Origin of the sequence: Streptomyces sp. NBC_00075 (assembly GCF_045041225.1) — a bacterium.
GTDB lineage: Bacteria > Actinomycetota > Actinomycetes > Streptomycetales > Streptomycetaceae > Streptomyces > Streptomyces adonidis.
On record NZ_CP108243.1, the window covers coordinates 4,503,390 to 4,530,381 of the forward strand.

Consider the following 26,992-nt stretch of genomic DNA (forward strand, 5'->3'; position numbering starts at 1 on the left):
ACCAGATCTCGCGCCAGCCCGCGCACGCGGCGCAGTAACCCGGTAGCCGGTTCAGGAATTCGACAAGGTTCGGCTTCCCCGAACCGTTGCCGCGGCGACCTGCCCGAGGCTTCGGTGGGGCCGTCATGAATCGGGGTGCGGGTGTGCCCGAAGCTCGGCGTTGCAGCGTGACACGGCGTCGCGCGCACCCCTTTCGCGAGCGGCTTCCCGTTGGCCCACCAGGGCACCGCACACGTCGCACCCCTCGACGCCCACGGGCTCGAGAACGGGCGTGTGCAGGACCGGGATGCCGAGCGAAGTCTTCTGTCCGTTCACGACCCGGCCATACGGCGAAGACCGGCTTCGACTCGGTGTATCAGGGGGCGAGTTGAAGGAGCGAACTCCCGTGGGACGCACTCAGGCACAAGGAGCCAGAAGGTGCCCTTGTGCTCGGAACCGACCAACTCGGCACGGGCAACTGCCGCGCGCGCTTCAGCCGCGTCGTGTCGACTCTGCCTGATCATCGTTCGCCCCTCAGACTCGCTGACAGGGGCGATGATTCCGCCGGAGCACATGCGACAACAGGGAAGCAGTGTCCCCCTTTTGCGGTCTTAGCCGGCCACCCCGAGGAACTCTGCAAGCTTCCGCAGACCCGGCGGACGGTAAGGACCGGCCCACAGATCCGTCACGATGGCCACGGCCAGCGTGTGGTGCCGCATCCATGCGGGGGCGATCCGGTGAAGCCGTTCGAGGGCCTTCACCGCCCCCTCGGCGTCCCCGAGGTCGGTGTGTGCCCGAGCGACGTCCAGGAGAAGCCACGTACGCCACGAGGGCGGAGTGTCCGCGCTCAGCCGCATCCCCTTGGCCAGGCTCAGGGCTTCGTCGGGGCGGCCGTGCTGCACGGCCAGACGGACGCGCTCGATGCGGACCGACGACCGGCTGAAGACGCTCACCATCTTCCCGTCGACCGGCGTGGGCAGCTTCGCCAACTGGCTGGTCGCGTCCTCGGCCGTCTGCATCATGTCCGAGGCCTTGTCGTAGTCGCCGCTGCGGGCCGCGCTGGTGGCCGCCGACATGACCAGCCCGCCCCACACGCGTACGCCCTCGGCCGTCGAGCTGTTCTCCTGCTCCACGCGATCAGCCGCGTACACGGCGGCGTGCTCGGCGTCCCCCAGCCGGTTCTGCCGTTGGCAGTTCCACGCCACGGAGTTGGTCACCATCGCTCCCAGGAGGGGATCCGAGGAGTCGTCGGCCGCGTTCATGGCCCGTTCGAGGGCGGAGAGGGCGAGATCGGTCTTCCCCAGGCGGATGGCGAGATGGCCGGCCAGTTGAAGGGACTTCCCCAACGCGGCCTGGCCCTCGGCCCGTTGGTCGCCGGTGCCCACGGCCGCCGCGAACCGCGCATCGTTGACGATGCCCGGCAGAACCTCCATCAGGGCCGCGAACTCGGCATCGTGGTAGAGAGTCCACGCAGCGGCGATCTCCTTACAGAGAAGGGGAAGTGTCAGCTTCTCGACGCCGGACGGCTCCGGCGGAGGAGCGAACATCGGGGGCATGATCGCGCGACGCAACGCGACCAGCTGAGGCTGATCGGCCTCCCCGTTCGAGGGCACTCCGGGCGGGTCGCCGAGAAGGCTGGTCAGCTCGACCCCGAGGCCGCCCGACAGAGCGTGAAGCGTGGGCAACGACGCGGAGCGCCGTTGCCGTTGTTCCAGATTCTTCACCGTGTCGACGGACAGGTTCGACTTCTCCGCCAGGCCCTCTTGCGTCAGACCGGCCACGCGGCGAAGCCGCTTCAACCGGTCCCCCAAGTGCTCTGCCATGATTTCGAGGGTACTGCTCTGATCAAGCCACCGCAGGTGCGTGAACGAGCACGGTCGGTCGTCGTACCCCCGCACAGAATCGTGAAGGTGAGTCCGCGTGACGACGAGGTACGAGTGGCACGGCGACTTCGACAACGCCTCCCTCAACGCCCTCCACGCCGAAGGCTTCGGCGGTCCGCCCGGGGACATCGACTGGCGCACCCGGCTGCAACGCCACAGCCTCGGCTGGGTCTGCGCCTGGGACGGCGACTCCCTCGTCGGGTTCGTCAACGTCGCCTGGGACGGGGGAGTTCACGCCTTCGTTCTCGATACGGTCGTGGCCCGGCGCTGCCGGTCCCAGGGCATCGGCGCCACTCTCATCGCCACCGCCGCGCAGCACGCCCGTACCGCCAAGTGCGAGTGGCTGCACGTGGACTTCGAGGAGCACCTGCGCTCCTTCTACTTCGAGGCCTGCGGTTTCCGGCCGACCTCTGCCGGTCTGATCCCCTTGTAGACCGGCCCACCCCCGCCCGGATCCTCATCCCGCCAGCTCTGTCAACCATGGATGCCCGGGGTGGACGAGCTCCAGCCACTCGCTCAGGACATCCCGCCGCGGCGGGCCGAGCAGCGGGAGCACCCCGGCGAAGTCCGCCTGGTCCTTGGGTCGTGGCGCCTTGGCCTTGAACAGCAGCACCAACTCCGGTACCAGATACGGGATTCCGTCCGCCGTTCGCTCGATGACGCTGTCGTACGGCAGCCGCAGCCTCTCCTCCCTCCGACAGATCCATGTCCCGTCCTCGTGCGGCTCGCGGAAGACGTCGAACAAGAACCGTCCGCTCGCCGGATCCCGCAGCCACGTCTGGTGCGTGGCCGCCAGCGCCTCGGCTCCCGCCCCCGGCCAGACCCGCCCCGAACCCACCGCGTCGAACACGCTCTCGGGGAAGCGGCGCCGGATCTCCGGAAATCCCGCCGCAGGCACCGCGATCTCCAGGTCGCCGTGCGGCCGCGACTGTTGCCCGCGGAACAGATCCAGCGCCCACCCCGCCGCGACGCACCAGGGCGCACCGACCCCGCCCAACCGCTCCGCGACTTGTTCCGGACGCCAGGCGTCCGCCCAGCGGGCCGCCAGTTCGTCCGCATCGGGCACAGTGCCGCCAGGCGGCAGGGATCGGGTCATCGGCACAACCTGGTGCCGCGACCTGACGCGGGGGCGGCCTTTCGCAGGCACCCGGAGCCAGCCCGCCACCGTCCTCAATCGCCTTTCTCGACTCCCTGCCGGGCAAGGAACTCCCCGAACGCCGCCCTCTGCTTCGGATCCATGAAGCCCTGGCGGACATTGCGGGCCGTCTCCTGGAGCCAGTGCGCCTCGTCGGGGTCCAGTAGCTCGGCGACCACCACTCCGTTGCGAGCGACCGCCGTACGCCCTCCCGCGCGACGACGAAAGAGCGTGAACGCGCCGAATTCCGCCGGGTGGGCAAGCTCCGGCTCCTCCGCCACACCCCGGTTCCCGTCCCCGATCTCGTCCTCGACGCCAGCTCTCGCGTAGGCGGTTGGGGCCCAGTGTTCCCAGAGCGCCAGCGTGGCCGCGGGCACCAGCACCGCGCGCTCCGCCTCCTCACGCCCCTCCCACATGAACGTGACAGTGACAGGCTCGCCAACCGCCTCGGCCAGCCCCAGCACCCTCTCCACCTCATCGTTGATCGGGTAACTCGCCACTACGTCGATCCGAATGCCCATGGGGTCCGAGGCTACTGAGCCGTCCTGTCGATCCCGAACCGCCCAGCGGCTCACGCCCCGATGAAGCTGACTGTCTCCGTCATGTCCGCCCGGCCGGTACGCAGCCGTGGCGCGCCTTCCTTCTCGAACCCCACCGAGACACCACAGAGCAGTACGAGCCCGTCATCGGCTCCGACTGCCTGCCTGACCGTCTCGTGGTACATGGTCCACATGACCTGGGGGCAGCTGTGCAACCCTTCCGCCCTCAGCAACAGCATGACCGTCTGCAAGTACATCCCCGCGTCAGCCCACTGTCCGGGTCCCATGGTCCGGTCGAGGTAGCAGAACAGGACGACCGGCGCCCCGAACGCCTCCGAGTTCAAGGCGGCGATCTTCATGGGTCTGTCGGGGTCGTCCCGCTCGATTCCCAGGGCTTTGTACCGCTGGGCGGCCGCGGCGGAAAAACGGTCCAGATACGGCGAGTTCAGTTCGGCCGGGTACATCGGATACTCCCGGTCATCACCCGGGTCTCCCGCCAGTGCCCTGGCCGTGGCGCGCCCCTTCAGGCTGTCCAGGGGCCCGCCGGTCACGACGAACACATGCCACGGCTGGAGGTTCCCGCTCGACGGAGCTCGCGTCGCCGCGCTCAGCACTCGTTCGAGTCTCTCCTTCGGCACCGGCTCATCGCTGAACGCCCGTACAGCCCGGCGGCTGTCCACGGCCTTATACACGTCCACGTCCTCGCGTCCTCTCACGGGATCACCGCCATATACCGTTGCCTCGTCGCCTGTTGTACGTGGAGGTCACCCGTGTCGGACGAGCCGAAAGAGCCGGCAGTGGCCGCGCTCACCCACATTCCGCCGGACGGGGTCGCCCCGGGGAACGGCTACAGCCATGTCGTGGTGGGCGAGGGCCGGCTGGTCGTCATCTCCGGGCAGGTCGCACTGGACGAGCAGGGCAACCTGGTCGGGGAGGGCGACGCCGCCGCCCAGGCCCGTCAGGTCTTCGAGAACCTGCGGCGCTGCCTGGCGGCGGCCGGCGCGACATTCGCCGACGTCGCCAAGTTCACCTTCTACGTCACCGACGTGGCCGTCCTGCCGGACGTACGGATCGCCCGCGACGCGCACATCGACACCGCGCGCCCGCCTGCCAGTACGGCCGTACAGGTCGCCGCCCTGTACCGGCCGGAACTCATGTTGGAGGTGGAAGCCCTCGCCATCATCCGGAACCCGAACTGAACTGACCGCGCACCGGCGCGCCCGTCCCAGGTCTACCCGAGCCCCCCATTGCTCATCAGCAACTGACCGTTGACCCACTCCCCCTCCCCCGAACACAGGAAGTCGACCAGGCGTGCCGTGTCCTCCGGAGTGCCCAGGCGGCCCCGTGGGGTGTGGCGGACGGCGTTCGCCCTGTCCTCCTCCGTCATCCAACCCGTGTCCACCGGGCCGGGGTTGATGACGTTCGCCGTCACGCCCAGGTGGGAGAGTTCGTGGGCCGCCGCCAACGTGATGCGGTCCAGGGCCCCCTTGCTCGCACCGTACGGCAGGTTGCCCACCGTGTGGTCGCTGGTGAGGGCGATGATCCGGCCCGTTCCCGGGGGAGCCGTGAAGCGGCGGCCGAACTCCCGGATCAGCAGCCAGGTCGCGCGGGCGTTGACGGCGAAGTGGCGGTCGAAGCTCTCCAGGGTCGTGTCGAGCAGGCCCGAGTCGACCGACTCGCAGTGGCACATCACCAGCGCCGTGACACCCGTACCGCCGCCGCCCGTTCTGCGCTCGACCTCGTCGAAGACCTGCGCCGGAGCCGAAGGGTCCGCGAGGTCCGCCTCTGTCGCCGTGCTCGCGGCGCCGAGTGCGGTCAGCGACGCGGTGATCTCCTCCGTCGCGCCCGGCTCGGTGCCCCAGGACATGCGTGCGTCGTACGGGGTCCAGTAGGTGAAGGCGATGTCCCAGCCCGACTCCGCCAGGCGACGGGCGATCCCGGCACCGATACCCACGGTGCGGCCCACCCCGGTGACCAGGGCCAGCGGACGGGCAGGGTGGGTGGGGCGGGCAGGGTGGGCTTCCTCAGCGGGTGTCTTCACGGTCCGGGATCGTCCATGACCGGCGTCCGCCCAGCAACCGCTTTTCCTGTAGCCGAAGTTGAGGAGAGGAGGGAACCATGAGATCTCATGTCTCGTAGACCGTGGAGCGGTGTCCGACATGAACGACCCACACGACCAGTTCGCCGTTGTCGATGGTGTAGATGAAGCGGTGGTCGCCGACCCGGAGGTGACGGCGATCGGGTTGGGACACAAGCGCCGTGGTGCTGGATCCGAGCGGGTCGCTCTCCAGTTCCGTCAGCTTGGCCAAGATGCGCAGCACCATGTCGCGGGGGACTTTCCGAAGCTCGGCCTGCGCCTCGGGCCGGAAGACGGCGCGGTGCTCACTCGCTGCGCGCCAGGGTCTCCTTCATGATGTCCTCGATGGGGACCCCGGCCGAGCGGTTGCCCGTCCGCTCGTCGATGATGCGATTGGTCTCGCGCTCTTCCCACTGCTGGTACTTGCGCAGGACATCGATCGAGACGACAGCGGCGACTTGTTTTCCTCGTCGCGTGATCACAGTGGGCTGGTCGTCGCGCTCCGCCCGCTCGACGACCTCGGCCAGGTGTGCGCGGACGTCACGGATGGACTCTATGGGCATCTGCGTCATGTACTCGAAGGTACCGGGTGTCCCATATGTACATAAACGGCGACGCCCGCCGGTTCCGGTAGGCGTCGCCGTTTCTCCGTACGTCCGTTCAGCTCGCCGGCCGTCGGATCCTGTCCCCGTAATGCCGCTCCAGCCCCAAGTTCTCCTCGAACCCCCCGGGTACGTTCGCCGACACGTACACCGGCGGACGCACCCCCGCCCCGATCAGCACCGCCGCCGTCTCCGCGACCGCCATCTGCACCAGCATCACGCCGGTCAGCGTCGACAGCGCGCACACCGCGCCCCCGCCCGGCAACTCCAGCAGCGCGTCGCCCGTCGGGGCCGCGTTGTCCAGCACCACGTCCGCGATGTCCGCCAGCTTCTTGCCGCTGCTGTGGCCCGCCGGGACCGTGCGGGTGTGGGTGAGGGACGTGATCGCGAGGATCTTGTGGCCGCGCTCCTTCGCGCGCAGGGCCATCTCGACGATGACGTTGTTGACGCCCGAGTTGGAGATGATCACGAACAGGTCGGACGGCTGCGGGGCGGCCAGGTCGTACAGGCGCTCCGCGATGCCCGGCTTGCGTTCCAGCAGGGGGTCGTCGAGGGCGCTCGGGTCGTCGCCGCCGTACAGGACGAGGTCGGCCATCGACAGGCGGTTGGTGGGGACCAGGCCGCCCGCTCTGCCCGCCAGTTCCAGGACGAGGGCCTGGGAGTGGCCCGTGCCGAAGGCCTGGATCACGCCGTCCGCGCGGATGCAGTCCGCGATCAGTTCGGCGGCGCGGGCCACCGACTCCCGGGCCGGTTCCGACCCGGTGACGCGGTCGAGCACGGCCCGGCTCTCACGCACGAAGCCCTGGGCACTGACGGACTCGACGGACACTCGGCACTCCCCACCGGTGGATGAAACCACCCGCTCTAGCTCTATCGGTGAATCAATAAATCACAGTGTACGGGCCGCGAGCAACGGTCGGAGACCCCGGGACCGCCGCAGACAGCCTTCCTGGTCCTGGAATTCAAACTGCCCTATAGACGGTGGCTGATACATTCGTCGTCACTACCAGTACAGCACCGAGGAGATCGGGAACCCCATGGAACGGACCGGCTCCGGCAACGGGATGCCCCCGACCGACGTCACCACCCTCATCCGTACGGAGCTGCCGCGCCTCGCCGGCTCCCTCCGGAAGGTGGGTGAGCTGATCCTCGAGGACCCCGCCGCCGTCACGCACTGCTCGGCCGCCGAGCTGGGCCGCCGTACCGGCACCTCGCAGGCCACGGTCACCCGGTTCTGCCGCGCCATCGGCCTCGACTCCTACCAGCATCTGCTCATCGAGCTGGCCCAGGAGCGTGGGCGCGGCGAGGTCTCCGACTGGGGCACCGCCGAGATCGGGCCCGACATCTCCCCTGACGACAGCCTGGAGAGGGTTGTCCAGGTCGTCGGCTCAGCCGATCTCCGCGCCATCCAGCAGACCATCGACCGGATGGACCTCGACTCCATCGAGCGTGCGGGGCAGGCCGCCGCCCGCGCCCGGCGCATCGACGTGTACGGCGTCGGCGGCAGCGGCGCGGTCGCCCAGGAGACCGAGACGCGGCTCTTCCGCATCGGCTGCCAGGTGCGCGGCTGGACCGAGGTGCACGCGGCCCTGACCTCCGCCGCCCTCCTCACCCCCGCCGACGTGGCCATCGGCATCTCGCACTCCGGCTCCACCCGCGAGACCATCGAGCCCTTCGAGCTGGCCAAGCAGCGCGGCGCCACGACCGTCGCCATCACCGCCGACCCGAAGTCCCCGCTGGCCCGCGCCGCCGACGTACGGCTGATCTCCTCCTCCTCGGAGACCAGCTTCCGCACCGAGAGCATCGGCGCCCGGCACTCGGTGCTCGTCCTCATCGACTGCCTGTACGTCCGGGTCGCGCAGCTCTCCTACCAGCGCGCCAGCGCCTCCCTGGCCCTCACCGACCACATCGCCAGGGAGCACGCGGTGAAGTCCCGCCGTACCCGCTGACCGACCCGTAAGCACACAGATGCCGCCCCGGGAGACATCTCCCCGAGGGCGGCTTTTGCATGGATGAACCACCAAGGAAACTCGAAGATGGTTGTTTGAACCATCGGAACGGTGCCACGATGGGCTCCACCACTTCGTGTGCCCCGTTGTTCCCCCGTTTCCCTCGTAGGCCTCGTAGGAGACCCATGCGCGTCACCTCAGTCGAGTCGACCGAGCTGTTCGTCGGCAGCGCCGAGCATCCGCGTCAGGTGGTGACCGCCGAGATCGGCCACACCGCCGGCCGTACGGTCCGCCTCACCGCCGACGGCCCCGGCGTGCGCTCCGACGGGGAGAACCTCGCGACCGTCGGTGACGACGGCACCCTCCGCGCCGAGATACCCGTGCTCTGCGACCTGCCTCCCGGCGAGCGCACCCACGTCACGGTCACCGCCGAGGACAGCGAGGACCCCGAGCAGCGGGCATCCCTCACCGGCGCCCTCCTGGTCGCCGAGCCCGGCTGGACGATGTTCATGGTCAGCCACTTCCACTACGACCCCGTCTGGTGGAACACCCAGGCCGCCTACACCGAGACCTGGGACGTCGCCGACGATCCGGGGACCAGCGGACTTCCCGCGCGCACCTTCGACTCCCGTGGCCAGTCCGGGATGAGCCTCGTCCGCGCGCACATCGATCTCGCGCGGCGCGACCCGGCGTACACCTTCGTGCTCGCCGAGGTCGACTACCTGAAGCCCTACTGGGACGCGTTCCCCGAAGAGCGCGCGTTCCTGCGGCAGTTGCTGCGCACCGGGCGCGTCGAGATCATGGGCGGGACGTACAACGAGCCCAACACCAACCTCACCGGCGCCGAGGCGACCGTACGCAACGCCCTCTACGGCGACGGCTTCCAGCGCGGGATCCTCGGCGCCGACCCGCACACCGCCTGGCAGCTCGACGCCTTCGGGCACGATCCCCAGTTCCCGGGCCTGATGGCCGATGCGGGGCTCAGCTCAAGCTCCTGGGCGCGTGGGCCCTTCCACCAGTGGGGGCCCACCCTGAACGTCTTCGGCGAGCCGCCCCGCGACCCCCAACGGATGCAGTTCCAGGCCGAGTTCGACTGGATCGCCCCTTCGGGACGCGGCCTCCTCACCGCCTACATGGTCAATCACTACGGCGCCGGCTGGGCCATCGACAACGCGCCCACGCTCCCGGAGGCGGAGGCCGCGGCGCTCAAGCTCTTCACCGGGCTGAAGAAGGTCGCGCTCACGCGCAATGTGCTGCTCCCCGTCGGGGGCGACTACGCGCCGCCCTGCCGCTGGGTCATGGGCATCCACCGCGACTGGAACGAGCGGTACGTCTGGCCGCGCTTCGTCTCCGCGATCCCCCGCGACTTCTTCGCCGCCGTACGCGCCGAACTCGACGCCGAGGGGCGCAAGGCCTCGCCGCAGACCCGGGACATGAACCCGATCTACACCGGCAAGGACGTCTCGTACATCGACACCAAGCAGGCCCAGCGGTACGGCGAGACGCTCCTCGCCGACGCCGAGGCCTGGGCGACACTCGCCTCCCTCGTCACCCGACACCCCTATCCGGACGCGGCGTTGGACAAGGCCTGGCGGCAGCTCGTCTACGGCGCCCACCACGACGCCATCACCGGCTCCGAGTCCGACCAGGTCTACATCGACCTGCTGACCGGCTGGCGCGAGCTGTACGACCTCGCCGAGTCCGTGCACGCCGACGCCACCCAGGCCCTCGCGGACCGCATCACCCCGCTGCCCGGCGGCGGCCCCGACCTCGTCGTCCTCAACTCCGCGACCTGGCAACGCCGGGACACCCTCACCACCGACCTCCCCGACGGACTCGTCCCCGTCGACGAGACAACAGGCCTGCCGCTGCCCGCAGTTCGCGAGTCGGACGGCCAACTGCGGGTGGTGGTACCGGAGGTGCCGGGGCTGGGCCTCAAGGCGCTCCCCCTCGCCGAGGGAACGGTCGCCGACTGGACCCCCGGGGAGGGTCTGGTCATCCGCAACGAGTTCTACGAGGTGACGGTCGACCCGTCGCGCGGCGGCGGCGTCAGCAGCCTTCGCCAACTCGCGGACGGCGGCCGGGAGTTGCTGCGCTCCGGTGACATCGGCAACGAGCTGGTCGTGCAGGAGGAGTATTCGAGGCACCCGCGCTTCGGCGAGGGACCCTGGCACCTCACGCCGACCGGCACGACGGCCGCCCGCAGCGGAGACGTGCCGGCCTCGGTGAAGGTGGAGCACTCGGCGGCGGGATCGCGCATCACGGTCACCGCGCCCCTCGGCGAACTCCTCACCTACACCCAGCAGTTGACCCTCTGGAAGGGCATCGACCGGCTGGACCTGACCACGACCGTCGACGGGTACGACGGTTCCGACCGCCTCATCCGGGTCCGCTGGCCGTCGAACGTCCAGGGCGGGCTGCCGGTGCACGAGGTGGCCGACGCGGTCATCGGGCGCGGGTTCGGGTTCGTGGAGGTGGACAGCAAGGAGTTCCCCTGGACGCTCGACAACCCGGCCAACAACTGGTTCGGGCTGGGGAGCACGGCCCGGGTGGCGGTGCACAGTGACTCCGGCGCGCTGCTCGGCCAACGGGCCATCGGTGTCGCCGAGTTGATCTACCCGTCCTGGGCCGAGGCGGGCGAACTCGGTGCCGAACTCGCCGCCGCGCTCGTGCGCGTGGGCGTCACGGCCACCTCGACGATCGCGGGCGGCCAGCGCTACGGCGACCTCGAAGTCGACTCCAACCTCCCCGACATCCGTATCGCCGTCGGCGCCCCCGAACGCAACTCCGTGGTCGCCGAGGCCCTCGCCATGGACCCGGCCGCCGGACGCGAACTCCGGCGCCAGCTCGCCGAGTCGGGCATCGCGTCGGTGTGGGTCGCACCGCGTGCGGGGCTGCGCGAGGAATGGATACCGGGGGCCGATCTGCGCGATCTGGAGCGGCTGCCGCTGCTCGTGGTGGCGGGCAGCGGTCCGGAGGACGACGCCAAAGCGGTGGACGCGCTGATCGCCGACCTCGGCGACGCCGTCGTGCAGGCCACGGCGGCCGGTGGCGGCGAGGCGCTGCCGCCGGGCGACACCTGGGACGGCACCGGCTTCGCCGTCCTCAACCGGGGCACACCCGGCTGCGTGGTCACGCCGTCCGGCGACCTCTACATGTCCCTGATGCGCTCCTGCACCGGCTGGCCGTCGGGCATCTGGGTCGACCCGCCGCGCCGTACGGCCCCCGACGGTTCGGCCTTCCAACTCCAACGCTGGTCGCACACCTTCGAGTACGCGGTCCTGGGCGGCACGGGCGACTGGCGCGAGCTGCGGCTGCCGCAGGCGGGCCACGCGTACAACCACCCGCTGCGGGCGCGCCTCCGGGAACAGCCACCGGAGGACGGCAGCGCCCTGCCGCGCACCATCACCCTGTTGAGCCTCGAACCCGCCGGTGAGGTGCTGCTCGACGCGCTCAAGCCGGCCGGTTCGCCCCTGGCGCGCGGGAGCGTGGCGCCCGCCGATCCGGGGCGCGGTGTCGTCGTACGGATGCACGAGGTCAACGGCAGGCCGACGGCGGCCCGGATACGCGGCCCGCTGCCGTGGACGGACGGCGCCCGTACGGACGTACTGGAGCGGCCCGGAGAGCCGCTGCCCCCAGCCCCGGACGGCGGCCTCGGCACCCACCTGACCGGCTTCGAGGTGGCGACGGTACTCGCAACTCCCGCTGGGGCGGCGGCCGTTGACCCGGGCGCCGGTGTCGACGCGCACGAGCCCGCGCAGCCCGTCCACACCCGCTACTGGCTGCACAACGCCGGCCCGGCGCCTCGCGGAAACCTGCCGGTGGCCGTCTACCTCTCCCCCACCACCCTGACCGCCTCGGGGCCGGTCACGGCGACGGTCCGCGTCAGCTCCGAGCTGACGGACGCGCCCGTCTCCGGCACACTCACCCTTGGCGTCCCGCCCGGCTGGTCCACCGAACCGGCCGAGCTGCCGTACGCCCTCGGCCCCGCCGGCTTCACCCTCACCGAGGTCACGGTGACCCCGCCCCCGGACGCGCCGCCCGGCCGCCACTGGCTCACCGCACGCCTGCCGTACGGCGGCCAGGTGTACGAGGACACCGTGGCCCTGGACGTGCCGGGCGGCCATCCCGGCCCAACCCTGGTGACAGAGCTGGGGGTTGACCGGGTCGCCGTGCGGCACGGAGAGCGCGTACGAGTCCCGGTGAGCCTGCGCAACACCACCCTCGGGGAGATCAACGGCACCTTGTGGGCCGTGTCCTCGTGGGGGACCTGGGCGGGGGTCGGACCCGGGGTCCAGGGGTTCGCCGTACCGGCCGGGGAGTCGGTGGAGTACGGCATCGAGATCGACGGGGCCGCGCTGGCACCGGGTTCGTACTGGCTGCTGGCAAAGATCGGCTGGCACGGCTGCGTGGCGTACACGGAGGCCGTGGTGCTGGAGGTGACGCCATGAACCGACACGAGCATGTCCATCCCCCCGAGGGCGCCTGCGCCCTCGTACGCGGCGAACCGATACCCCGGGAGGAGGTGGAGGCGGTCCTGGCGGCGGTCCCGGTGCGGGATAACAGGCGCCCAGGTGACGCGCCCCCAAAGGGGCGCGGGGAACTGCGCGACCAGCCCCCACCGACCGCCAGCCGAAACACAACCCCCTCCGCGGAACGACAACGCCGCCGCTGGGCAACACAGGTGGTCGTGGCCGACGTACTGGCAAGACGCGCGTGCGCGGAACGAGGGTTGCCCCCACCCGACACTCCACGAACCCTGGGCCCCGTGCCGGAGGCGGCCGTAGCCGGCCTGGGCAGCATCGTGGCCGTGACCCTCGCCTACTCCCCCGCCGCCCGAATCCTGCTCACCCACCTGGAAGCCCGCCAGGACATCCCCGAGGCCGCCGTACAGGAGTACTACGAGCACAACAGGGACCGCTTCCTGACGGCGGACGCCCTGCGCGCCGGCGCAGACCCCTTCGGCGCCGCGACGGACGCGGACTTCCTCCCGTACGAGCACGTAAAGGCGGGCATCGAGGCCGAGTTGAGGCAGGCCGCAGGCCGGCGTGCCTTCTTCTCGTGGCTCGATCTGGCGCGCGCGGACGTGGTGTACGCACCCGGCCACGAGCACCCCGGAGACCCGTCCCACCCGGACCACGAACACCGCCACTGAAGCGGCTCGCACCGGTTCCGGAACACAAAAGCAACACGGCACCCCATTGACCTCCGATGAATTCTGGTCCACCTTTTCATCAATCGGAGTCAAAGTTGGTGAATTGAACCAGCATCCAGGACATCCCGGATGCTCCAGGAGGGCAGCAGCAATGCGCGCAAGAAGACTGACCGGATCCCTGTCCTGTCTCGTCGTACTGACGTTGACGGCCGCCGGATGCGGCCTCTCCGGAGGCTCCGACGACGGCGGCGCCACCGCCGGCGCCTGCAAGGTCGACAAGGGCAACGTCGGGTCGGGGAAGCTGACCGGGGACGTCAAGGGCACGATCACCTTCCAGACCACCAACCTGAAGAAAGACTTCGGCGACTTCTTCAACGGCGTGATCGCCGACTTCGAGAAGGCCCACCCCGACGCCAAGGTCAAGTGGATCGACGACCCCGGCGACAACACCTTCACCAGCCGGACCGTCGCCGACGCCCAGGCCTGCACGATGGCCGACGTCATCAACGTCAACGCGCCGACGGCGACCGCCCTCACCAAGGCCGGCTACCTGCTCGACATCGGCACCAAGGACCCGGCCTCGTCCAAGCCCTTCGTCCCGTCGTTCTGGAAGACCGCCACCTTCGCGGACGCCTCCGGCAAGTCGATCCACACCACGCTGCCCTGGTACACCGGCGGCGTCCTGCTGACGTACAACAAGGACCTGCTGGCGAAGGCCGGCATCGACCCGGCGAAGGCGCCGACGAGCATCTTCGGGCTCTTCGCCGACTACGAGAAGGTCGCCAAGGCCGCCGACGGCAAGTTCTTCGCGACGATGGCCAACCCGATCTGGCGCATCCCGGCCGACTTCGACCAGATGGGCATCAAGGTCCTCTCCAGCGACGGCAAGTCCGCCGTCTTCGGCGACGACCCGCGCACCACCCAGTGGGTGGAGTGGATGGCGAAGCTGTACAAGGAGGGCGCGATGCCGAAGGACTCGCTGTCCTCCAGCAACGACCCGTCCACGCTCTACAGCCAGGGCAAGGTGGCCTACGGTTCGACGAACCCGAGCTTCGTGCGGTTCGTCAAGCAGAACAGCCCGTCGGTCTACGCCAAGACGGCCGTCGGCCAGCAGCCCTACGACGCCCTCGGTGTCGCCTCCGCCGGCGCCCCGCAGTACATCTCGGTCGCCGCGACCAGCAAGCACGCGGCCACCGCGCTGTCGTTCGCGGAGTTCCTCACCAACGCCGAGAACCAGACGGCCTGGTGCAAGGACCCGGCCGTGGTGATCTTCCCGACCACCACCGAGTCGCTGAACGACCCGTTCTTCCAGAACGTCACCGGCACCGACCCGTTCTCCCAGGCCCGCAAGCTCGTCGCCGACCAGCTCAAGACGGCCTCCACCAACCAGACCAACCTCTCCCCGGCCGTGCAGAACGCGATCGTGTCCCAGGTGCAGCTGGCCATGCAGGGCAAGAAGAGCGCGGCGGACGCCGTGAAGGACGCCCAGGAGAAGTCGAACGAGCTGCTGAAGCAGGGCAGCTGACGGTGACGGCACAGATCACGAACCCGGCGTCCGGCGCGGAGGCCCTGGCCTCCGCGCCGGCCCCGGCCCCGTCCCCTCCTCCCTCCCGCCTGCGCCGACTCGGCAGGGCCGCGCTGCCCGGTCCCGCTCCCGGGGCCAACGGGGCGGCCATGTACCGCCGTTGGTGGCTGCCGTGGCTGTGGACGGCCCCCGCGATCGTGTGCGCGGTGGTGTTCGGGGTGTTCCCGTTCCTCAACACGGTCCTGCTGTCGTTCACCAACGCCAAGCCGCTGGGCGGTGCCGCGAGTTTCGTCGGACTCGACAACTACACGCGGATGCTCCAGGACGACGACTTCTGGCTCGCGACCCGCAACAGCATCCTGTACGCGGTGATCGTCGTGCCGCTGATGGTGCTGCTGCCGCTGATGCTGGCGGTCCTGGTGGAGAAGAACCTGCCCGGCATCGGCTTCTTCCGCTCCGCCTTCTACACACCGGTGCTCGCCTCCAGCGTGGTCGTGGGCCTGAGCTGGCAGTGGCTGCTCGCGGACGACGGCCTGGTCAACACCTGGCTGGAGAAAGCCCACCTGATCAAGTCGGCGATCCCCTTCCTCTCCGACTCGTGGCTGATCCTGCTCTCCGCGATGGGCCTGACCCTGTGGAAGGGCCTCGGCTGGTACATGGTCTTCTACCTGGCCGCCCTCGGGAACGTGCCCAAGGAACTGCACGAGGCCGCGCAGATGGACGGCGCCGGCGCGATCCGCCGCTTCTGGAACATCACGATCCCCGGCGTCCGGACGGCCATGATGCTCGTAGGCACCCTGACGGGCATCGGATCACTCCGGGTGTTCACCGAGATCTACATGCTCGGCAGCTCCACCGGCGGCCCCGGCGGCGCCGACCGCACCCTGCCGTTCTACATCCGGGACGTCGGCCTGGACCCGATCACCGGCAACGCGGGATACGGCTCGGCCGTAAGCGTGGCCCTGTTCGCTCTCACCCTGGGGCTGACCCTGCTGGCGCAACGCCTGACGAAGGAGGACGAGTCGTGAGCACGGCCGCTGTCGACAAGAGCCGTCGCCTGATGCCACGTTGGCGTGACTACGGCCGCCCGCGCGAGCTGGTCGTCCGCTACCTGCTGTTGCTCCTGGTCCTCGGCCTCACGGTGGGCCCACTCCTCTGGCAGCTGCTGGCCTCCCTGAAGGGCACGAGCGAGGACGTCTTCGGCGCGAACGCCACCCTGCTGCCGCACGACCCGACCCTGCGCGCGTACCGGACGGTCTTCGACCAGGTGCCGGTGTGGTCGTACATCAAGAACAGCCTGATCGTGGTCACCCTGTCGATCACCAGCCAGCTGGTTTTCTCCACGACGGCCGGCTACATGCTCTCCAAGCCCTCCTGGAAGGGCCGCAAGGCGGTCTGGGTGGTGCTGATCGCCTCGATGATGTTCCCCTTCGAGTCGATCATGGTCTCGCTGTTCATCAGCATCCGCGACCTGGGCCTGGTCGACAGCCTGGCCGGCGTGTGGCTGCCCGGCTTCGTCGGCGCCATCAACGTCCTCCTCATGCGCGGCGCGTTCCTCGCGGTCCCGCGCGAGATCGAGGACTCGGCGATGCTGGACGGCGCGAACGAGTGGCAGCGCTTCAAGTACCTGTATCTGCCGTCCGCGTGGGGCGCGATCATGGTGGTCGTCATCAACACGTTCATCAGCGCCTGGGACGACTTCCTGTGGCCGCTGATCGTGCTGCGCTCGGAGTCCAACATGACGCTGACGCTGGGCCTTTCACGACTCCAGTCGTCGTCGTTCGGCTACGACCAGCGGATGGTGATGGCGGGGTCGGTGATCTCCGTGGTGCCGGTGCTGGTGCTGTTCGTGATCACGCAGCGGTGGTTCTATCGGGGGGTGGCTTCGGGGGCGGTGAAGATCTGAGGGCGGTTTCCCTTGGGGACGCGGGCGCCCGAAGCGCTCGCCCCCAAGGCAGGACACGGTTTGAGGTTCGCCTCCGCTCGGTCCGCTCCTGGGTGTCGTCGTGGGGTTGGATGCAGGGATGTACACGTACGTGACCGTGCGCTCGGACTGTCGCTACGGCGAGAGCGTTCCCGCACGTGTGCTGGTTGAGTACCTGGACTCGGCTCCCGAGCTTCGGCGGATCGACCTGGCCTTCTACGAGGCTGTGGACGGCGTCGGCTGGCTCCACGTCGTCATGGCCGACTGCGACAGCGACGGTAACTACGCGGCCCACAAGGGCCGGATGCCGCAGCGAGTCAACGTGGTGGAGCTGGTCTGCTCCGACGCTGACGGCCCCCGGACCCGGGAAATCGCACGGGAGCTTGCGGCGAGGATCGCCGACGTACTCGGCTGGGAGGTGGCCGACCCCGAGGCCGACGAGTGATTGTTGTATCCGGTGCTTCGGGACGACGGCTATTCGTACGTCTGGGCCACGGAGAGTTGCAGAGCGACCGACCGCTGCCTGGCGTTTCCGCTGGTCGGTGGCGAGGGTCGCCGCGTACCAGCGCATGTCGATCGCGCTGGCCTCGTCCGGTTGGAAGGCCAGGCCCTCTGAGTTGCCCGTACCGTCCCCGTGCCTCGGCCCCACGCTCGCCGGAACACGCACGACCCTTGACGGGCGTACATCGCGAGGGTGACTCTGATTAGAGGATACTCATTACGCGATAAGTGTGGTGCGGTCAGGCAATTCGTCCATTAAGTGGCGTACTCGGGGAGGGCAATGGTGCCCTGAACGGGAAGGTGGCAGTCGTGTCGTCAAGTGCGGTACGAGGTGTGCCGGTCACTCCGGCGGAATCGACCATCGAGTCTCTGCGTGAATGCATCGTCTCGATGGGAGACGGCGGCCACGACGAGGAGACCGTCGACCAGCGGGGGCCGGAACGTACCGTCCTGGGGCGGGTCGCCACCATCATGGACGCGTTCAACGGGGGTCAGCAGGTGCTGGGGCTCGGGGATCTCAGTGAGCGCACGGGGCTGCCGAAGTCGACCCTGCATCGGCTGGCCGATCAGCTGTGTCAGGTCGGGTGGCTGGAGCGTGATCCGGGTGGTTATCGCGTCGGGATGCGGCTGTTCGAGCTGGGGGGACTCGCCGTCGAGGGGAATCGGCTTCAGGAGGCCGCGTTTCCGCATCTTCAGGCCCTCGCCGCCAAGACCGGGATGTCCGTGCAGCTCGGCATCCTCGACCGGACCGAGGTCGTGTATCTCGAACGTATCGTCGTGGGCCCGGTCCGGTTGCCGACCCGGCGCGGCGGACGCCAGCCCGCCTACTGCACCGCGCTCGGCAAGGCCATGGCCGCCTTCGACGGCGAGGCCATGCGCGCGGTGGTCTCCGCGCAGATGCCCAGGAGAACGGCGAACACCATCACCGAACCCTTCGCCCTGTGGACCGAGCTCGACCAGATCCGTCGGGTCGGCGTCGCCTTCGACCGCAGCGAGGCGTACGAGGAGTTCGTCTGCGTCGCCGCCCCGATCCGCAGCACGGGGCACGCGATCGGGGCGGTGTCCGTCACCGGCGCCGCCGGCCGGATGAGGTGGCGGATGGCGTCGGACGCCGTGCGCGGTACGGCCGCCGCGATCTGGAACGCCAGCTTCAGGATCGGGAGCGCGGGCGCCCGAACATAAGACGTCGTCAGCTGTGGATCCAGCCCTCGTCGTGCCAGTACGTCAGGAGTTTCTCCATCGGCTCCGGCCATGTCTCCACGTACGTCACACCCTCCGGGCCCGCCGTCATCAGGTACGGGGTGCCCGCCGTGCTGATCCAGAACTCGCCCGGTCCTACCGTCCTGCTGCCCTCCTCCCCGTCCTTGCCCCACGTCACATGGAAGCTGCCGCCGAACACGATGATCAGCTCGTCGAGGTTGTGGTGATGGCGGGGCACCGCGAAGTTCGGGGCGCAGCGCAGGCCGTTGAGGTTGAACGATCCGTCCACCTTGGTCGAGAACCACATGTTGCCCTCGAAGGTCTTCTCCATGTCGACCGGGGCATCGGCGAGGAGGCCACCCTCGGCCCAGAGGTAGGTGGGGGCGGTCTGGTCGACCGGCAGCTCGATCCAACCCTCGTCGTCGGACAGCAGACTGAAGAATTCGATTGCCATGACTTGAGTCTGGGGACCGAGTTCGGGGGTGTCATCCGTCGGTCCCGTTGTGCGGAACAGAGCGGCGACACCGCGAACAGCCGTGCCTACGGTTGCCGCATGACACTTGTTTTCGGTGATCTGGTGGACGACGCGGACTGGCTCCCGATGGACCTCGACCAGCAGCGGAGTCCCAACTACTTCTGGCATGGCGGCGGGTTGCTGAACGACGCGCCCGTGGACTTCCGGGCGACGTTCGACGGGGCGATGTGGGTGACCACCAAGCCGATCGACATGCCGCGCTTCAACCGCAACCCGCTGCGCGTACGACCCCACTTCACGGTGCCCCGGCACCACCACAACATGGACGAGATGCTCTTCGTCCTCGCGGGCGAGTACAGCATCCAGTACGAGGAGGAGGGTCAGTCGCAGACCGTGCGCGTGGGGGCCGGTGACTTCTTTCTCAGCCGCGCCGGTACGCCGTACACGATGACCGCCGGGCCCGAGGGCGTCACCTACATCGAGACCTGGCCGAAGCCGGTCACCCAACTCGAGACCTACTGGCACGACTTCGGCTGGGTCCGGCGCTGAAACGCGCGCCGGACCCAGCCCCTTGCAAGAAACCGGATCAGCCGGATCAGTCGGATCAGTCGGCCCAGAGGAAACGGTCTGCCACCCGGTGGTGGTTGTAGATCGTCATCTCCTGTTCCTCGCTGAGCCGGTGGCCGTCGAAGCTCGGAGAGTGCATGCCCACCGTGACCTCCTTGGCGTTCATCAGGTCCTGGGTGAAGATCTCGCCCAGGTCGGCGTCGCGGAAGTCCTCGAAGAACTGGGGCTGGAAGTCGCGCTTCTTGTCGTAGTCGGCGACGGGGACCTGGTCCAGGCTGAAGATCTCGAAGAGGCAGCTGTCCGGGTCGAGGCCGTTGGGGCGGGCCCGGTAGCCGAACACCGAGCCCTGGTTGGGCAGCAGGATCGTGTTCGGGAAGACGTTCCACGCCGTACCGGCCTCCGCCCACTGCTGGGGCGTGATGACCGGCCAGTCGTAGCCCTCGGCGAGCGACAGCTCCCGGTACAGCTGGAGGAAGTGCTGGCCGGCGGTCGTCCCCTCGGGTACGTCCGCGGTCTTGAGCGCCTCGGCGGCCCGCCAGCTCCGCTCGTTCTCCAGGCCGCGCATGTCGTCGGCGATGTACTGCACGCTCAGCGCGACACTGAGCCGCTCGTCGGTCACGCCCCCGGTGCCCCGGTTGGTCGGGTCCTTGGCCGCGCCGTCGGGAGCCGTGTTCTTCTTCTCGCCGACACTCGAATAGTGCGCGTGCCGCTCGTACACGGTCGTGGGCGCCCAGATCCGTGACTCGAGTTCCTTCATCGAGGCGATGTTCGTGTTCGACTTGTCGAAGCGGTAGAGCTGCGGATGGGTCCCCGCCACGTGGTACGCCTCAAGGAACCCGTCCAGCGCGGTCTTCCAGTTGCACGGCAGCAGCACGCTCTTGAACCACCGGTACCGCATGTGCTCGAACTGGAACGGCTCGAAGATCCTCGGGATCGGGTCGAGGTATTCGAGGAGCGGCCTGGCCTCGGGATCCATGTTGATGAACACGAACCCGCCCCACTGCTCCGCCCGCACCTGGACCAGGCCCAGGTCGTCGTCCGAGCGGGGCACGAACTCCTCACGGTCGAGCACCAGCCTGATCGAGCCGTCCAGGTTCCAACGCCAGCCGTGGAAAGGGCAGATGAGCGAACCGACGCGGCCCCGCCCCCGCGCAAGACGGGTACCGCGATGCCGGCACGCGTTGAAGTAGGCGCGGATCGAGTCCTTGGCCTCCCGCACGATCAGGATCGAGTGACCGCCGATCTCGTACTCGACGAAGCAGCCGACACCCGGCAGTTCCTCGACGCGGCAGGCCATCAGCCAGGCCTTCGTGAACACCCGCTCCAGCTCCAGCTTCAGGAACTCGGGGTCCAGATAACGGCCCTTGGGCACGAAGGCACGGGAAAGCCGGTACTTCTCCGGGACCTTCTCGGCGGGGACATCGCCCGCGAACCAGGGAACGCGCCGCTCCAGCCGGGGTTCGGTTTCCACAGACACCAGAAATCACTCCTCCACTCGTGAGGTCAGGCACTCATGAGGTCGGGCACTCATGAGGTCAGGCCGCGTCGGGGCCCGCGACCTCGGTCCCGTCGGAACTCCGCACCACGTGGATGCAGTTGCCCGGGCACCCGTCGGCGGCGTCGATCACATCCAGACGCAGCTTCTCCGGCACATCGGCCTGCGAGCCCTCCGCCATCAGCAGTTCCCCGTCGGCGACGTCCTTGACGTAGGCCAGCCCGTCGCCGCCGAACTCGAAGACATCGGGCGCGTACTGGGTGCACAGACCGTCGCCGGTGCACAGTTTCTGATCGATCCACACCCGTACGTCATCTGCGTCATCGCTCATGGGTCTCGGCCTCCTCCTCCGCGGCACGCTCCGGTGTCGCCGTCGGTCGCCACCGCAGCGGGGCTGAAATCGACTCTCCCCGCGAGGGTCCGCGGCCGTCCACCGCCCGTCCCATCAAACGGAATCCGCGCTCACGGAGGGCCTCCGCCCCGCCATACGCTCGACCGGCCGCTCCCCCCTCCCCCCTTTCCCGCCGGAGGATTCCAATGACGGCAATACCTCATGCAGCGAACGGAAACGGACCCGCGAACGGCCCGGGCTGGACTCCCCGGCTCGTCTGGTCGACGGTCTTCCTGGCCATGGTCCTGGAGGCGCTGGCCCTCGGCGCGTCCATGGTCGCGATCGGGCTCCCGAGCATCCTCAAGGAGTTCCCGACGACCCAGGGCGGCTGGCTGACAACCGTCTACTTCCTGGCCGGGGCGGTCTGCGCCCCGCTGCTCGGCAAGGCGGCCGACCTCTACGGCAAACGACGGGTGCTGCTCTTCACCATGCTCGTGTCGGGCGTAGGCGCCGTCGTCTGCGCACTGGCCCCCAGCTTCGCCGTCATGGTGGTCGGCCGGACGCTCCAGGGCCCCATCCTGGCGACGATCTCGCTGATCCCCTCCCTCGTCAGGGACGTCTATCCGCCCCGGCAGGCCGCCTTCGCCGCCAGCATCACCATCACCGGCATGGGCGCGCTCTCGCTGTTCTCGCCCCTGCTCATCGGGTGGCTCATCGAGACGGTGGGCTTCCGGGGGATGTTCTGGTTCGACGCGGTCTGGACGTTCGGGCTGTGCGCGGCGATACGGCTGACCACGGCGGAGTCGACCCTGCGCCGCACCGCCCGCCCGGACGTCCTCGGCGCCGCCCTGCTGGCCGCCGGTGTCCTCGGCGTGCTGCTCTACGTCAGCTGGGGCAACTCCTGGGGCTGGGCGGCGGGAAGCGGCGTAACCCTGCTGGTGGCCGGGCTCGCACTGCTCACGCTCTTCTTCTGGCGAGCGCGCCGTACGCCGGAGCCGATCGTCAACCTCTCCCTCTTCCGCCGGAAACAGCTGCTGTACGTCTCCGTCGCGGGCGCGACCGCGTACGCCATCTCCGCGTCGGTCTTCCAGATCATCCCGATGATGGCGATGACCCCACGGGAGGCCGGACAGACGTACGGGCTCGGGCTGACCACGTTGGGATACGCCTCCCTGGAGACCCCGAAGGCACTGGCGACGGTCGCCTGCGGTCTGCTGGTCGGCTACCTGGCCGCCCGCGGCCGGAACCCCCGGCTCTTCATGACGCTCGGGCTCGGCGCGTGGGCGATCGGCACGACACTGCTCGCCTTCCGCAACGACACCTTCGGCGAACTCGTCGTCTGTGCCCTGATCGTCGGGATCGGCGGCGGTCTGACTACGGCGTCCGTGCCCGGTCTCGTGATGCGCGCGACGCCCGTCGGTGACCAGGGCTCGACCGCCGGCACCGTCCAGCTCACCCAGACCGGGTTCTCGGCCGTCCTGCCCGTCGTGATGTTCGCGGTGCTGACGCCGTACGCCACGCTCGTGCCCGGGGGCGGTGTGCTCTACGCGGAGGACGGATTCCGCAAGTGGCTGCTGATCTCGACCGCGCTGGCGGTCGGGGTGCTCGTCGTCGTGGTGACGCTGCTGCGGGAGCGGCGCGAGGAGGCGGTGGAGGAGTTCACGGTCGACGCGCACGTGCCCGCGACGGTGTCCGTCGGGGACGGGGCGATGACGACCCCACCGGTAGCAACTCCCAAGACCTGAACACCAGTTGACGTGGCGCCCCGCCCGGCGACGGGCGGGGCGGCCCCACATCCCACCAGGAGGTCGGCCCGTGGCCGAGACAGTGACCACAGACATCCTCATCGTCGGCGCCGGCCCCGTCGGCCTCTTCGGCGCCTACTGCGCGGGCTTCCGCGAGCTGCGGACCGTCCTGGTCGACGCCTTGCCGCAGTGCGGCGGCCAGATCACCGCGCTCTACCCGGAGAAGGAGATCCGTGACATCGCGGCCGTCCCCGGCGCCCGCGGCCGTGACGTCGTCGCCGCCCTCAAGGACCAGGCCGACGCGTACGGCCCGACCTATCTGCTCGGCCGGCAGGCCGTCGAGCTGGGCCGCTCGCCCGACGGACGCCCGCAGGTCACCCTCTCCGACGGCACCGTGGTCGACGCCGGAGCGGTCGTCCTGACCGCCGGGATCGGCGCGTTCACGCCGCGCACGCTCCCGGCCGGGGAGGAGTTCCTCGGCCGTGGGCTGAGCTACTTCGTCCCCGCCCCGGACGAGCACGCCGACCAGGACGTCCTCGTCGTCGGCGGCGGGGACAGCGCGGTCGACTGGGCCCTAGCCCTGCATCCGATCGCCCGCTCGGTGACCCTCGTACACCGCCGCGGTACGTTCCGGGCGCACGCGGCGAGTGTGCGCGAGGTGCGCGAGTGCGGCGTCGAGATCGTCACCAACGCCCAGGTCGAGGCCCTGCTCGGCGACGACCGGCTGCGCCTGGCCCACCTCAAGGTCGATGGCGAGGACGACGTACGGGTGCTGAAGGTCGACGCGGTCGTGGCCGCGCTCGGCTTCATCAGCAACCTGGGCCCGCTCGCCGACTGGGGCGTGGAGCTGGAGCGGCGCGCGATCGTCGTCGACACCCGGATGCGTACCGCCGTCGACCGGGTCTACGCCGCCGGTGACGTGACCGCGTACCCCGGCAAGGTCCGGCTGATGTCGGTCGGCTTCGGGGAGGTCGCGACCGCGGTCAACAACGCGGCGGTCGCCCTGGACCCCGCGCAGTCCCTGTTTCCCGGTCACTCGACCGAGTCGGCCTGAGCGGGGCACCGGCGACGAGCGGGCCGCAGGAGACCAACTACCGCTACCGGCTACGGGCTCCCGTCGGCCATGTCGAGCGCCGCGATGTAGGAGAACGCCATCGACGAGCCGACCGGGCCTCCCGCGCCGGGATAGATCCGCCCGGACATCGGGGCCATCGTGTTCCCCGACGCGTACAGCCCGGCGATCACCGAACCGTCGGTCCGCAGGACGCGCGCGTGACCGTCCGTCCTGAGGCCCCCCTTGGTGCCCAGGTCGGACAGCACGATCGTCGCCGCGTAGAACGGCGGCTTGTCGATCACGCCCAGGCACGGGTTGGGGCCGTCGGTGTGGGCCCCCGCCATCCCCGTGATCATGAGGTCCCAGGGATCCTCGCCCCGCCCGAACTGCTCGTCCTTGCCGTTGCGGGCATAGCCGTTGAACCGCTCGACGCTCTCGGTGAGCGCATCTCCGGGTACGCCGATCAGCGCCGCGAGTTCTTCGAGTGTCCCGGCCCGCTTCAGCACACCCGCCTCGATGAACTCGTCGACGTCGAACCAGCCCGGGACCTGTGGCGCGACGGGCAGCCCCGCGAAGGCCCGCTCGTTGTCGAGCTGCCGCTGGTCGAACACCCAGTGCGTGGGAAGGTGCGACACCCCCGACGCCGTGTGCGCCCGGAGCATCTCGTGCCCGGCCCGGTCGTACGGGAGCCGCTCGTTCATGTAGCGCTGCCCGGCCGCGTTGACCCAGATGCCGCTCCACACCGACGTGTAGAACACCGGGCGTGTACGGGGTACGACCAGGCCCGGCGCGTACCACGCCTCGTCGAGCAGGTCGGTCGCCGCGCCGACGGCGATGCCCGCGGTGAGCGCGTCGCCGGTGTTCCCCGGGCAGCCCTGGGTCCACTCGTCGCCGACCCCGGGCTGGTACCGCTGACGGAGTTCGCCGTTGCGCTCGTATCCGCCGGCCGCGAGGAGTACGCCCCTGCTGGCGCGGTACGTCACCGGCTCGCCCTCCCGCACCGCCTCCACACCGACGACCGTGCCGTCCTCGACGAGGAGTCGTTCCAGCGCGGTGTTCGTCAGCACCGTGCCGTTGCCGGTCTCCGTGAACGCGAGCAGGGCGCGGGCGATGAGGGCCTGCCCGCCGACCATCACCGGGCCGGGGTCGACACCCCAGCGTTCCGTCCAGAGCGGCCTGCGCACCAGGGGCTCCAGATCGCCGAGTTCGGCACGGTCGATGTCCTGGGGGAAGACGGTGCGCCCCTGCGGCAGGCTCCCGGGCCGCCCGGCGAAGTAGTCGGGCACGCCCTGCCAGACGAACCGGTCGAAGCGCGGATTGGCCTCCAGCTCGTCGATCAGACGGGGCCCCGCCTGGAGGAAGGCCTCCCGCACGGAGGCCGGCGAGTCGTCGCCGACGATCGCGTCGAGATAGGGGCGGGCGAGGTCGGGGCCGTCCTCGATGCCGGCCCGCTGCTCGGCGGCGTTGCCGGGGAGCCAGATCCCGGCCCCGGAGTAGGCCGTCGTCCCGCCGACGTACTCCGTCTTCTCGATGACGAGCGTGCGCAGTCCGCGGGAGGCGGCGGCGTACGCGCCTACGAGCCCCGCGCCCGAGCCGACGACGATGACGTCGAAGGAACCAGTCGTGTCACCGCTCATGACGACGCCTCCCCGTCCCGGACCGCGTTCGACGCCGCTTCGAGGTGGGCGAACCCCTGGGCGCTGGCCTCGTCCAGTTCCATGACCTCGACGAAGTGGCCCAGTTCGGCCGTCATGTCGAGATACCCGAACCGGATGCCGCCGCTGTCCCCGTACTGCTTCCAGGTCCTGCCGCTCGCGGCGACGACCGCGGACGCCTCCTCGAAGTCGTCGACGCGGAAGCCCAGATGGTGCAGCGTCGCCGGGACTCCGGGCCTGATCGCGCCCCGGTAGAGGTCGACCGCGCCACCGACCGGACGGATGATCTCCAGGTTGGTCGGACCCGCGTTGACCAGGGCGACGTCGATGACCCACTCGGCGGCCGGCTCACCGTCCACCACCACGAAGGGGGCCCTCGGCTCTCCGGCTCCGGCTCCGGCTCCGGCTCCGACCGGGGGCCGACCACCGCCCAGCGACGACTTGTAGTGCCGGACGCAGTCCACCGTCCCGAGCCTCGACTCGAGATAGGACGCGGCGGCGTCGATGTCGTCGGTCACATATCCGAGCTGCATGAAATTACGGAAGAGATCGCTCAACGCCCGCATTTCCGGACCCCCTTGTCCTGTGCCGCCCATCGCCGACCGGCACGCGAACCGACTCTTCACCCCGCCGTCCGCGGTCGTCCACCGCACGTCCCATCAGACGGAATCGACGGTTCGCGGCTGCGGGAAGCTGCGCGACGATGCACGGGTGACCCCGTCGATCGACAACCGGCCCCTGCCCGCTCGCGTGACCCCGCGCCTGGACCGGGGCTCGGTCGAGCACCGGCTCATCACGATGCGCAGGTCGGTCGGACACCTCGACTCCTTCGGGCCGATGGACCGGGCACGCCTGGAGAGCGATCCGGCGGCCGGGCTCGTCGTCGAGCGGATCCTGGCACTCCTCGCCGACCTGGCCTTCACGATCAACAGCCATGTCGCCACGGCGGTGTCGGGCGAGGTCCCGCAGTCGGCCGCCGCCTCGTTCGGCGCGGCCGAGCGGGCCGGGATGATCGACGCGGAGCTGGCCGCCGCCCTCGTGCCACCGGACGGCCCGCACCACGTCCTCGTCCAGCTGTACCTGGACACCGAACCCGAGGAGGTCGCGGCGGTCGTGTCCGCCGCCCTTTCCGGATACGGGGAGTACGTACGGCAGGTGGCCGCCTGGACCGCGGGCCAGGCGCCGCAGGGCTGATCCGACT

At 69.6% G+C, this 26,992-nt stretch carries 26 protein-coding genes and 1 pseudogene; 14 read left to right on the forward strand and 13 right to left on the reverse strand.

Annotated features, from left to right (window positions below; translation table 11 throughout):
* Positions 1-590: 590 nt before the first annotated feature.
* Positions 591-1,805 carry a helix-turn-helix domain-containing protein gene (locus OG787_RS19395; RefSeq protein ID WP_405540529.1) on the reverse strand — a complete coding sequence of 405 codons (1,215 nt, stop codon included), beginning with the start codon at positions 1,803-1,805 and terminating at the stop codon, positions 591-593.
* 94 nt (positions 1,806-1,899) lie between these two features.
* Here OG787_RS19395 and OG787_RS19400 point away from each other — a divergent pair, with 94 nt between their 5' ends.
* The gene (locus OG787_RS19400) at positions 1,900-2,295 is read left to right on the forward strand and encodes a GNAT family N-acetyltransferase (RefSeq protein WP_369036497.1); all 396 of its coding nucleotides are present in this window, start codon (positions 1,900-1,902) and stop codon (positions 2,293-2,295) included.
* Between the two features lie 24 nt (positions 2,296-2,319).
* On the opposite strand, the gene OG787_RS19405 is transcribed toward OG787_RS19400, so the two are convergent.
* From OG787_RS19405 to OG787_RS19415, 3 genes are all read right to left on the reverse strand, one after another.
* Positions 2,320-2,958 carry a nucleotidyltransferase domain-containing protein gene (locus OG787_RS19405; RefSeq protein WP_405535860.1) on the reverse strand — a complete coding sequence of 213 codons (639 nt, stop codon included), beginning with the start codon at positions 2,956-2,958 and terminating at the stop codon, positions 2,320-2,322.
* 74 nt (positions 2,959-3,032) lie between these two features.
* The gene (locus OG787_RS19410) at positions 3,033-3,518 is read right to left on the reverse strand and encodes a hypothetical protein (protein ID WP_369036495.1); all 486 of its coding nucleotides are present in this window, start codon (positions 3,516-3,518) and stop codon (positions 3,033-3,035) included.
* A gap of 50 nt (positions 3,519-3,568) precedes the next feature.
* On the reverse strand, positions 3,569-4,234 hold the full coding sequence (locus tag OG787_RS19415; RefSeq protein WP_405535861.1) for a nitroreductase: 666 nt from the start codon (positions 4,232-4,234) through the stop codon (positions 3,569-3,571).
* Between the two features lie 72 nt (positions 4,235-4,306).
* Here OG787_RS19415 and OG787_RS19420 point away from each other — a divergent pair, with 72 nt between their 5' ends.
* Positions 4,307-4,735, forward strand: a complete 429-nt coding sequence (locus OG787_RS19420; RefSeq protein WP_405535862.1) for a RidA family protein — start codon at positions 4,307-4,309, stop codon at positions 4,733-4,735.
* A 32-nt stretch (positions 4,736-4,767) separates the two neighbouring features.
* Here OG787_RS19420 and OG787_RS19425 read toward each other — a convergent pair whose 3' ends face one another.
* The 4 genes and pseudogenes from OG787_RS19425 to OG787_RS19440 all read right to left on the reverse strand — a co-directional run bounded on the left by OG787_RS19425 (position 4,768) and on the right by OG787_RS19440 (position 7,044).
* Entirely contained in the window at positions 4,768-5,577 is an 810-nt protein-coding gene (locus OG787_RS19425; RefSeq protein ID WP_405535863.1) for an SDR family oxidoreductase, read from the reverse strand.
* Between the two features lie 85 nt (positions 5,578-5,662).
* Positions 5,663-5,923 (reverse strand): annotated as a pseudogene (locus OG787_RS19430) (type II toxin-antitoxin system RelE/ParE family toxin); the annotation flags it as partial.
* Positions 5,919-6,185: a type II toxin-antitoxin system Phd/YefM family antitoxin gene (locus tag OG787_RS19435; RefSeq protein ID WP_405535864.1), complete on the reverse strand. Its 267-nt coding sequence runs from the start codon at positions 6,183-6,185 to the stop codon at positions 5,919-5,921. The pseudogene OG787_RS19430 and the gene OG787_RS19435, both read right to left, overlap by 5 nt.
* A gap of 88 nt (positions 6,186-6,273) precedes the next feature.
* Complete coding sequence (locus OG787_RS19440; protein WP_405535865.1) at positions 6,274-7,044, reverse strand: sugar isomerase domain-containing protein; 771 nt, start codon at positions 7,042-7,044, stop codon at positions 6,274-6,276.
* 235 nt (positions 7,045-7,279) lie between these two features.
* On the opposite strand from OG787_RS19440, the gene OG787_RS19445 reads away from it, so the two are divergent.
* The 8 genes from OG787_RS19445 (at position 7,280) to OG787_RS19480 (ending at position 18,451) form a co-directional block, all read left to right on the forward strand.
* Positions 7,280-8,164, forward strand: a complete 885-nt coding sequence (locus tag OG787_RS19445; protein WP_369036534.1) for a MurR/RpiR family transcriptional regulator — start codon at positions 7,280-7,282, stop codon at positions 8,162-8,164.
* Between the two features lie 185 nt (positions 8,165-8,349).
* Positions 8,350-12,615, forward strand: coding sequence for an NEW3 domain-containing protein (locus OG787_RS19450; protein ID WP_405535866.1), 4,266 nt, complete (start codon positions 8,350-8,352; stop codon positions 12,613-12,615).
* A gap of 317 nt (positions 12,616-12,932) precedes the next feature.
* On the forward strand, positions 12,933-13,319 hold the full coding sequence (locus OG787_RS19455) for a hypothetical protein (RefSeq protein ID WP_405535867.1): 387 nt from the start codon (positions 12,933-12,935) through the stop codon (positions 13,317-13,319).
* 151 nt (positions 13,320-13,470) lie between these two features.
* The gene (locus tag OG787_RS19460) at positions 13,471-14,844 is read left to right on the forward strand and encodes an extracellular solute-binding protein (protein ID WP_405535868.1); all 1,374 of its coding nucleotides are present in this window, start codon (positions 13,471-13,473) and stop codon (positions 14,842-14,844) included.
* Between the two features lie 2 nt (positions 14,845-14,846).
* Complete coding sequence (locus OG787_RS19465) at positions 14,847-15,872, forward strand: carbohydrate ABC transporter permease (RefSeq protein ID WP_405535869.1); 1,026 nt, start codon at positions 14,847-14,849, stop codon at positions 15,870-15,872.
* A 32-nt stretch (positions 15,873-15,904) separates the two neighbouring features.
* A complete protein-coding gene (locus OG787_RS19470) occupies positions 15,905-16,750 on the forward strand; it encodes a carbohydrate ABC transporter permease (RefSeq protein ID WP_405540530.1) in 846 nt (281 codons plus the stop codon).
* A gap of 118 nt (positions 16,751-16,868) precedes the next feature.
* Positions 16,869-17,213 (forward strand): hypothetical protein, encoded by a 345-nt coding sequence (locus OG787_RS19475; protein ID WP_405535870.1) that lies wholly within the window; start codon positions 16,869-16,871, stop codon positions 17,211-17,213.
* Between the two features lie 365 nt (positions 17,214-17,578).
* The gene (locus tag OG787_RS19480; RefSeq protein WP_369036269.1) at positions 17,579-18,451 is read left to right on the forward strand and encodes an IclR family transcriptional regulator; all 873 of its coding nucleotides are present in this window, start codon (positions 17,579-17,581) and stop codon (positions 18,449-18,451) included.
* Between the two features lie 7 nt (positions 18,452-18,458).
* Here OG787_RS19480 and OG787_RS19485 read toward each other — a convergent pair whose 3' ends face one another.
* Positions 18,459-18,923, reverse strand: coding sequence for a hypothetical protein (locus OG787_RS19485; RefSeq protein WP_369036268.1), 465 nt, complete (start codon positions 18,921-18,923; stop codon positions 18,459-18,461).
* A 99-nt stretch (positions 18,924-19,022) separates the two neighbouring features.
* Here OG787_RS19485 and OG787_RS19490 point away from each other — a divergent pair, with 99 nt between their 5' ends.
* Positions 19,023-19,493: a cupin domain-containing protein gene (locus tag OG787_RS19490; RefSeq protein ID WP_405535871.1), complete on the forward strand. Its 471-nt coding sequence runs from the start codon at positions 19,023-19,025 to the stop codon at positions 19,491-19,493.
* Positions 19,494-19,548: 55 nt separating this feature from the next.
* Here the strand turns inward: OG787_RS19490 and OG787_RS19495 are convergent, their stop codons facing one another.
* Both OG787_RS19495 and OG787_RS19500 read right to left on the reverse strand, forming a co-directional pair.
* Positions 19,549-20,988 carry an SRPBCC family protein gene (locus OG787_RS19495; protein ID WP_369036266.1) on the reverse strand — a complete coding sequence of 480 codons (1,440 nt, stop codon included), beginning with the start codon at positions 20,986-20,988 and terminating at the stop codon, positions 19,549-19,551.
* Positions 20,989-21,046: 58 nt separating this feature from the next.
* Positions 21,047-21,337 (reverse strand): ferredoxin, encoded by a 291-nt coding sequence (locus OG787_RS19500; RefSeq protein ID WP_369036265.1) that lies wholly within the window; start codon positions 21,335-21,337, stop codon positions 21,047-21,049.
* A 206-nt stretch (positions 21,338-21,543) separates the two neighbouring features.
* Between OG787_RS19500 and OG787_RS19505 the strand changes: the two genes are divergently transcribed.
* On the forward strand, positions 21,544-23,082 hold the full coding sequence (locus tag OG787_RS19505; RefSeq protein WP_405535872.1) for an MFS transporter: 1,539 nt from the start codon (positions 21,544-21,546) through the stop codon (positions 23,080-23,082).
* Positions 23,083-23,152: 70 nt separating this feature from the next.
* Positions 23,153-24,136: an NAD(P)/FAD-dependent oxidoreductase gene (locus tag OG787_RS19510; RefSeq protein WP_405535873.1), complete on the forward strand. Its 984-nt coding sequence runs from the start codon at positions 23,153-23,155 to the stop codon at positions 24,134-24,136.
* A gap of 50 nt (positions 24,137-24,186) precedes the next feature.
* Here OG787_RS19510 and OG787_RS19515 read toward each other — a convergent pair whose 3' ends face one another.
* Together OG787_RS19515 and OG787_RS19520 are read right to left on the reverse strand one after the other, a co-directional pair.
* On the reverse strand, positions 24,187-25,773 hold the full coding sequence (locus OG787_RS19515; protein ID WP_405535874.1) for an FAD-dependent oxidoreductase: 1,587 nt from the start codon (positions 25,771-25,773) through the stop codon (positions 24,187-24,189).
* Positions 25,770-26,324 (reverse strand): VOC family protein, encoded by a 555-nt coding sequence (locus OG787_RS19520; RefSeq protein WP_405535875.1) that lies wholly within the window; start codon positions 26,322-26,324, stop codon positions 25,770-25,772. Before OG787_RS19520 ends, OG787_RS19515 begins: the two co-directional genes overlap by 4 nt.
* 178 nt (positions 26,325-26,502) lie before the next feature.
* Here OG787_RS19520 and OG787_RS19525 point away from each other — a divergent pair, with 178 nt between their 5' ends.
* Positions 26,503-26,985, forward strand: coding sequence for a DUF86 domain-containing protein (locus OG787_RS19525; RefSeq protein ID WP_405535876.1), 483 nt, complete (start codon positions 26,503-26,505; stop codon positions 26,983-26,985).
* The last annotated feature ends 7 nt before the right edge of the window (positions 26,986-26,992 follow it).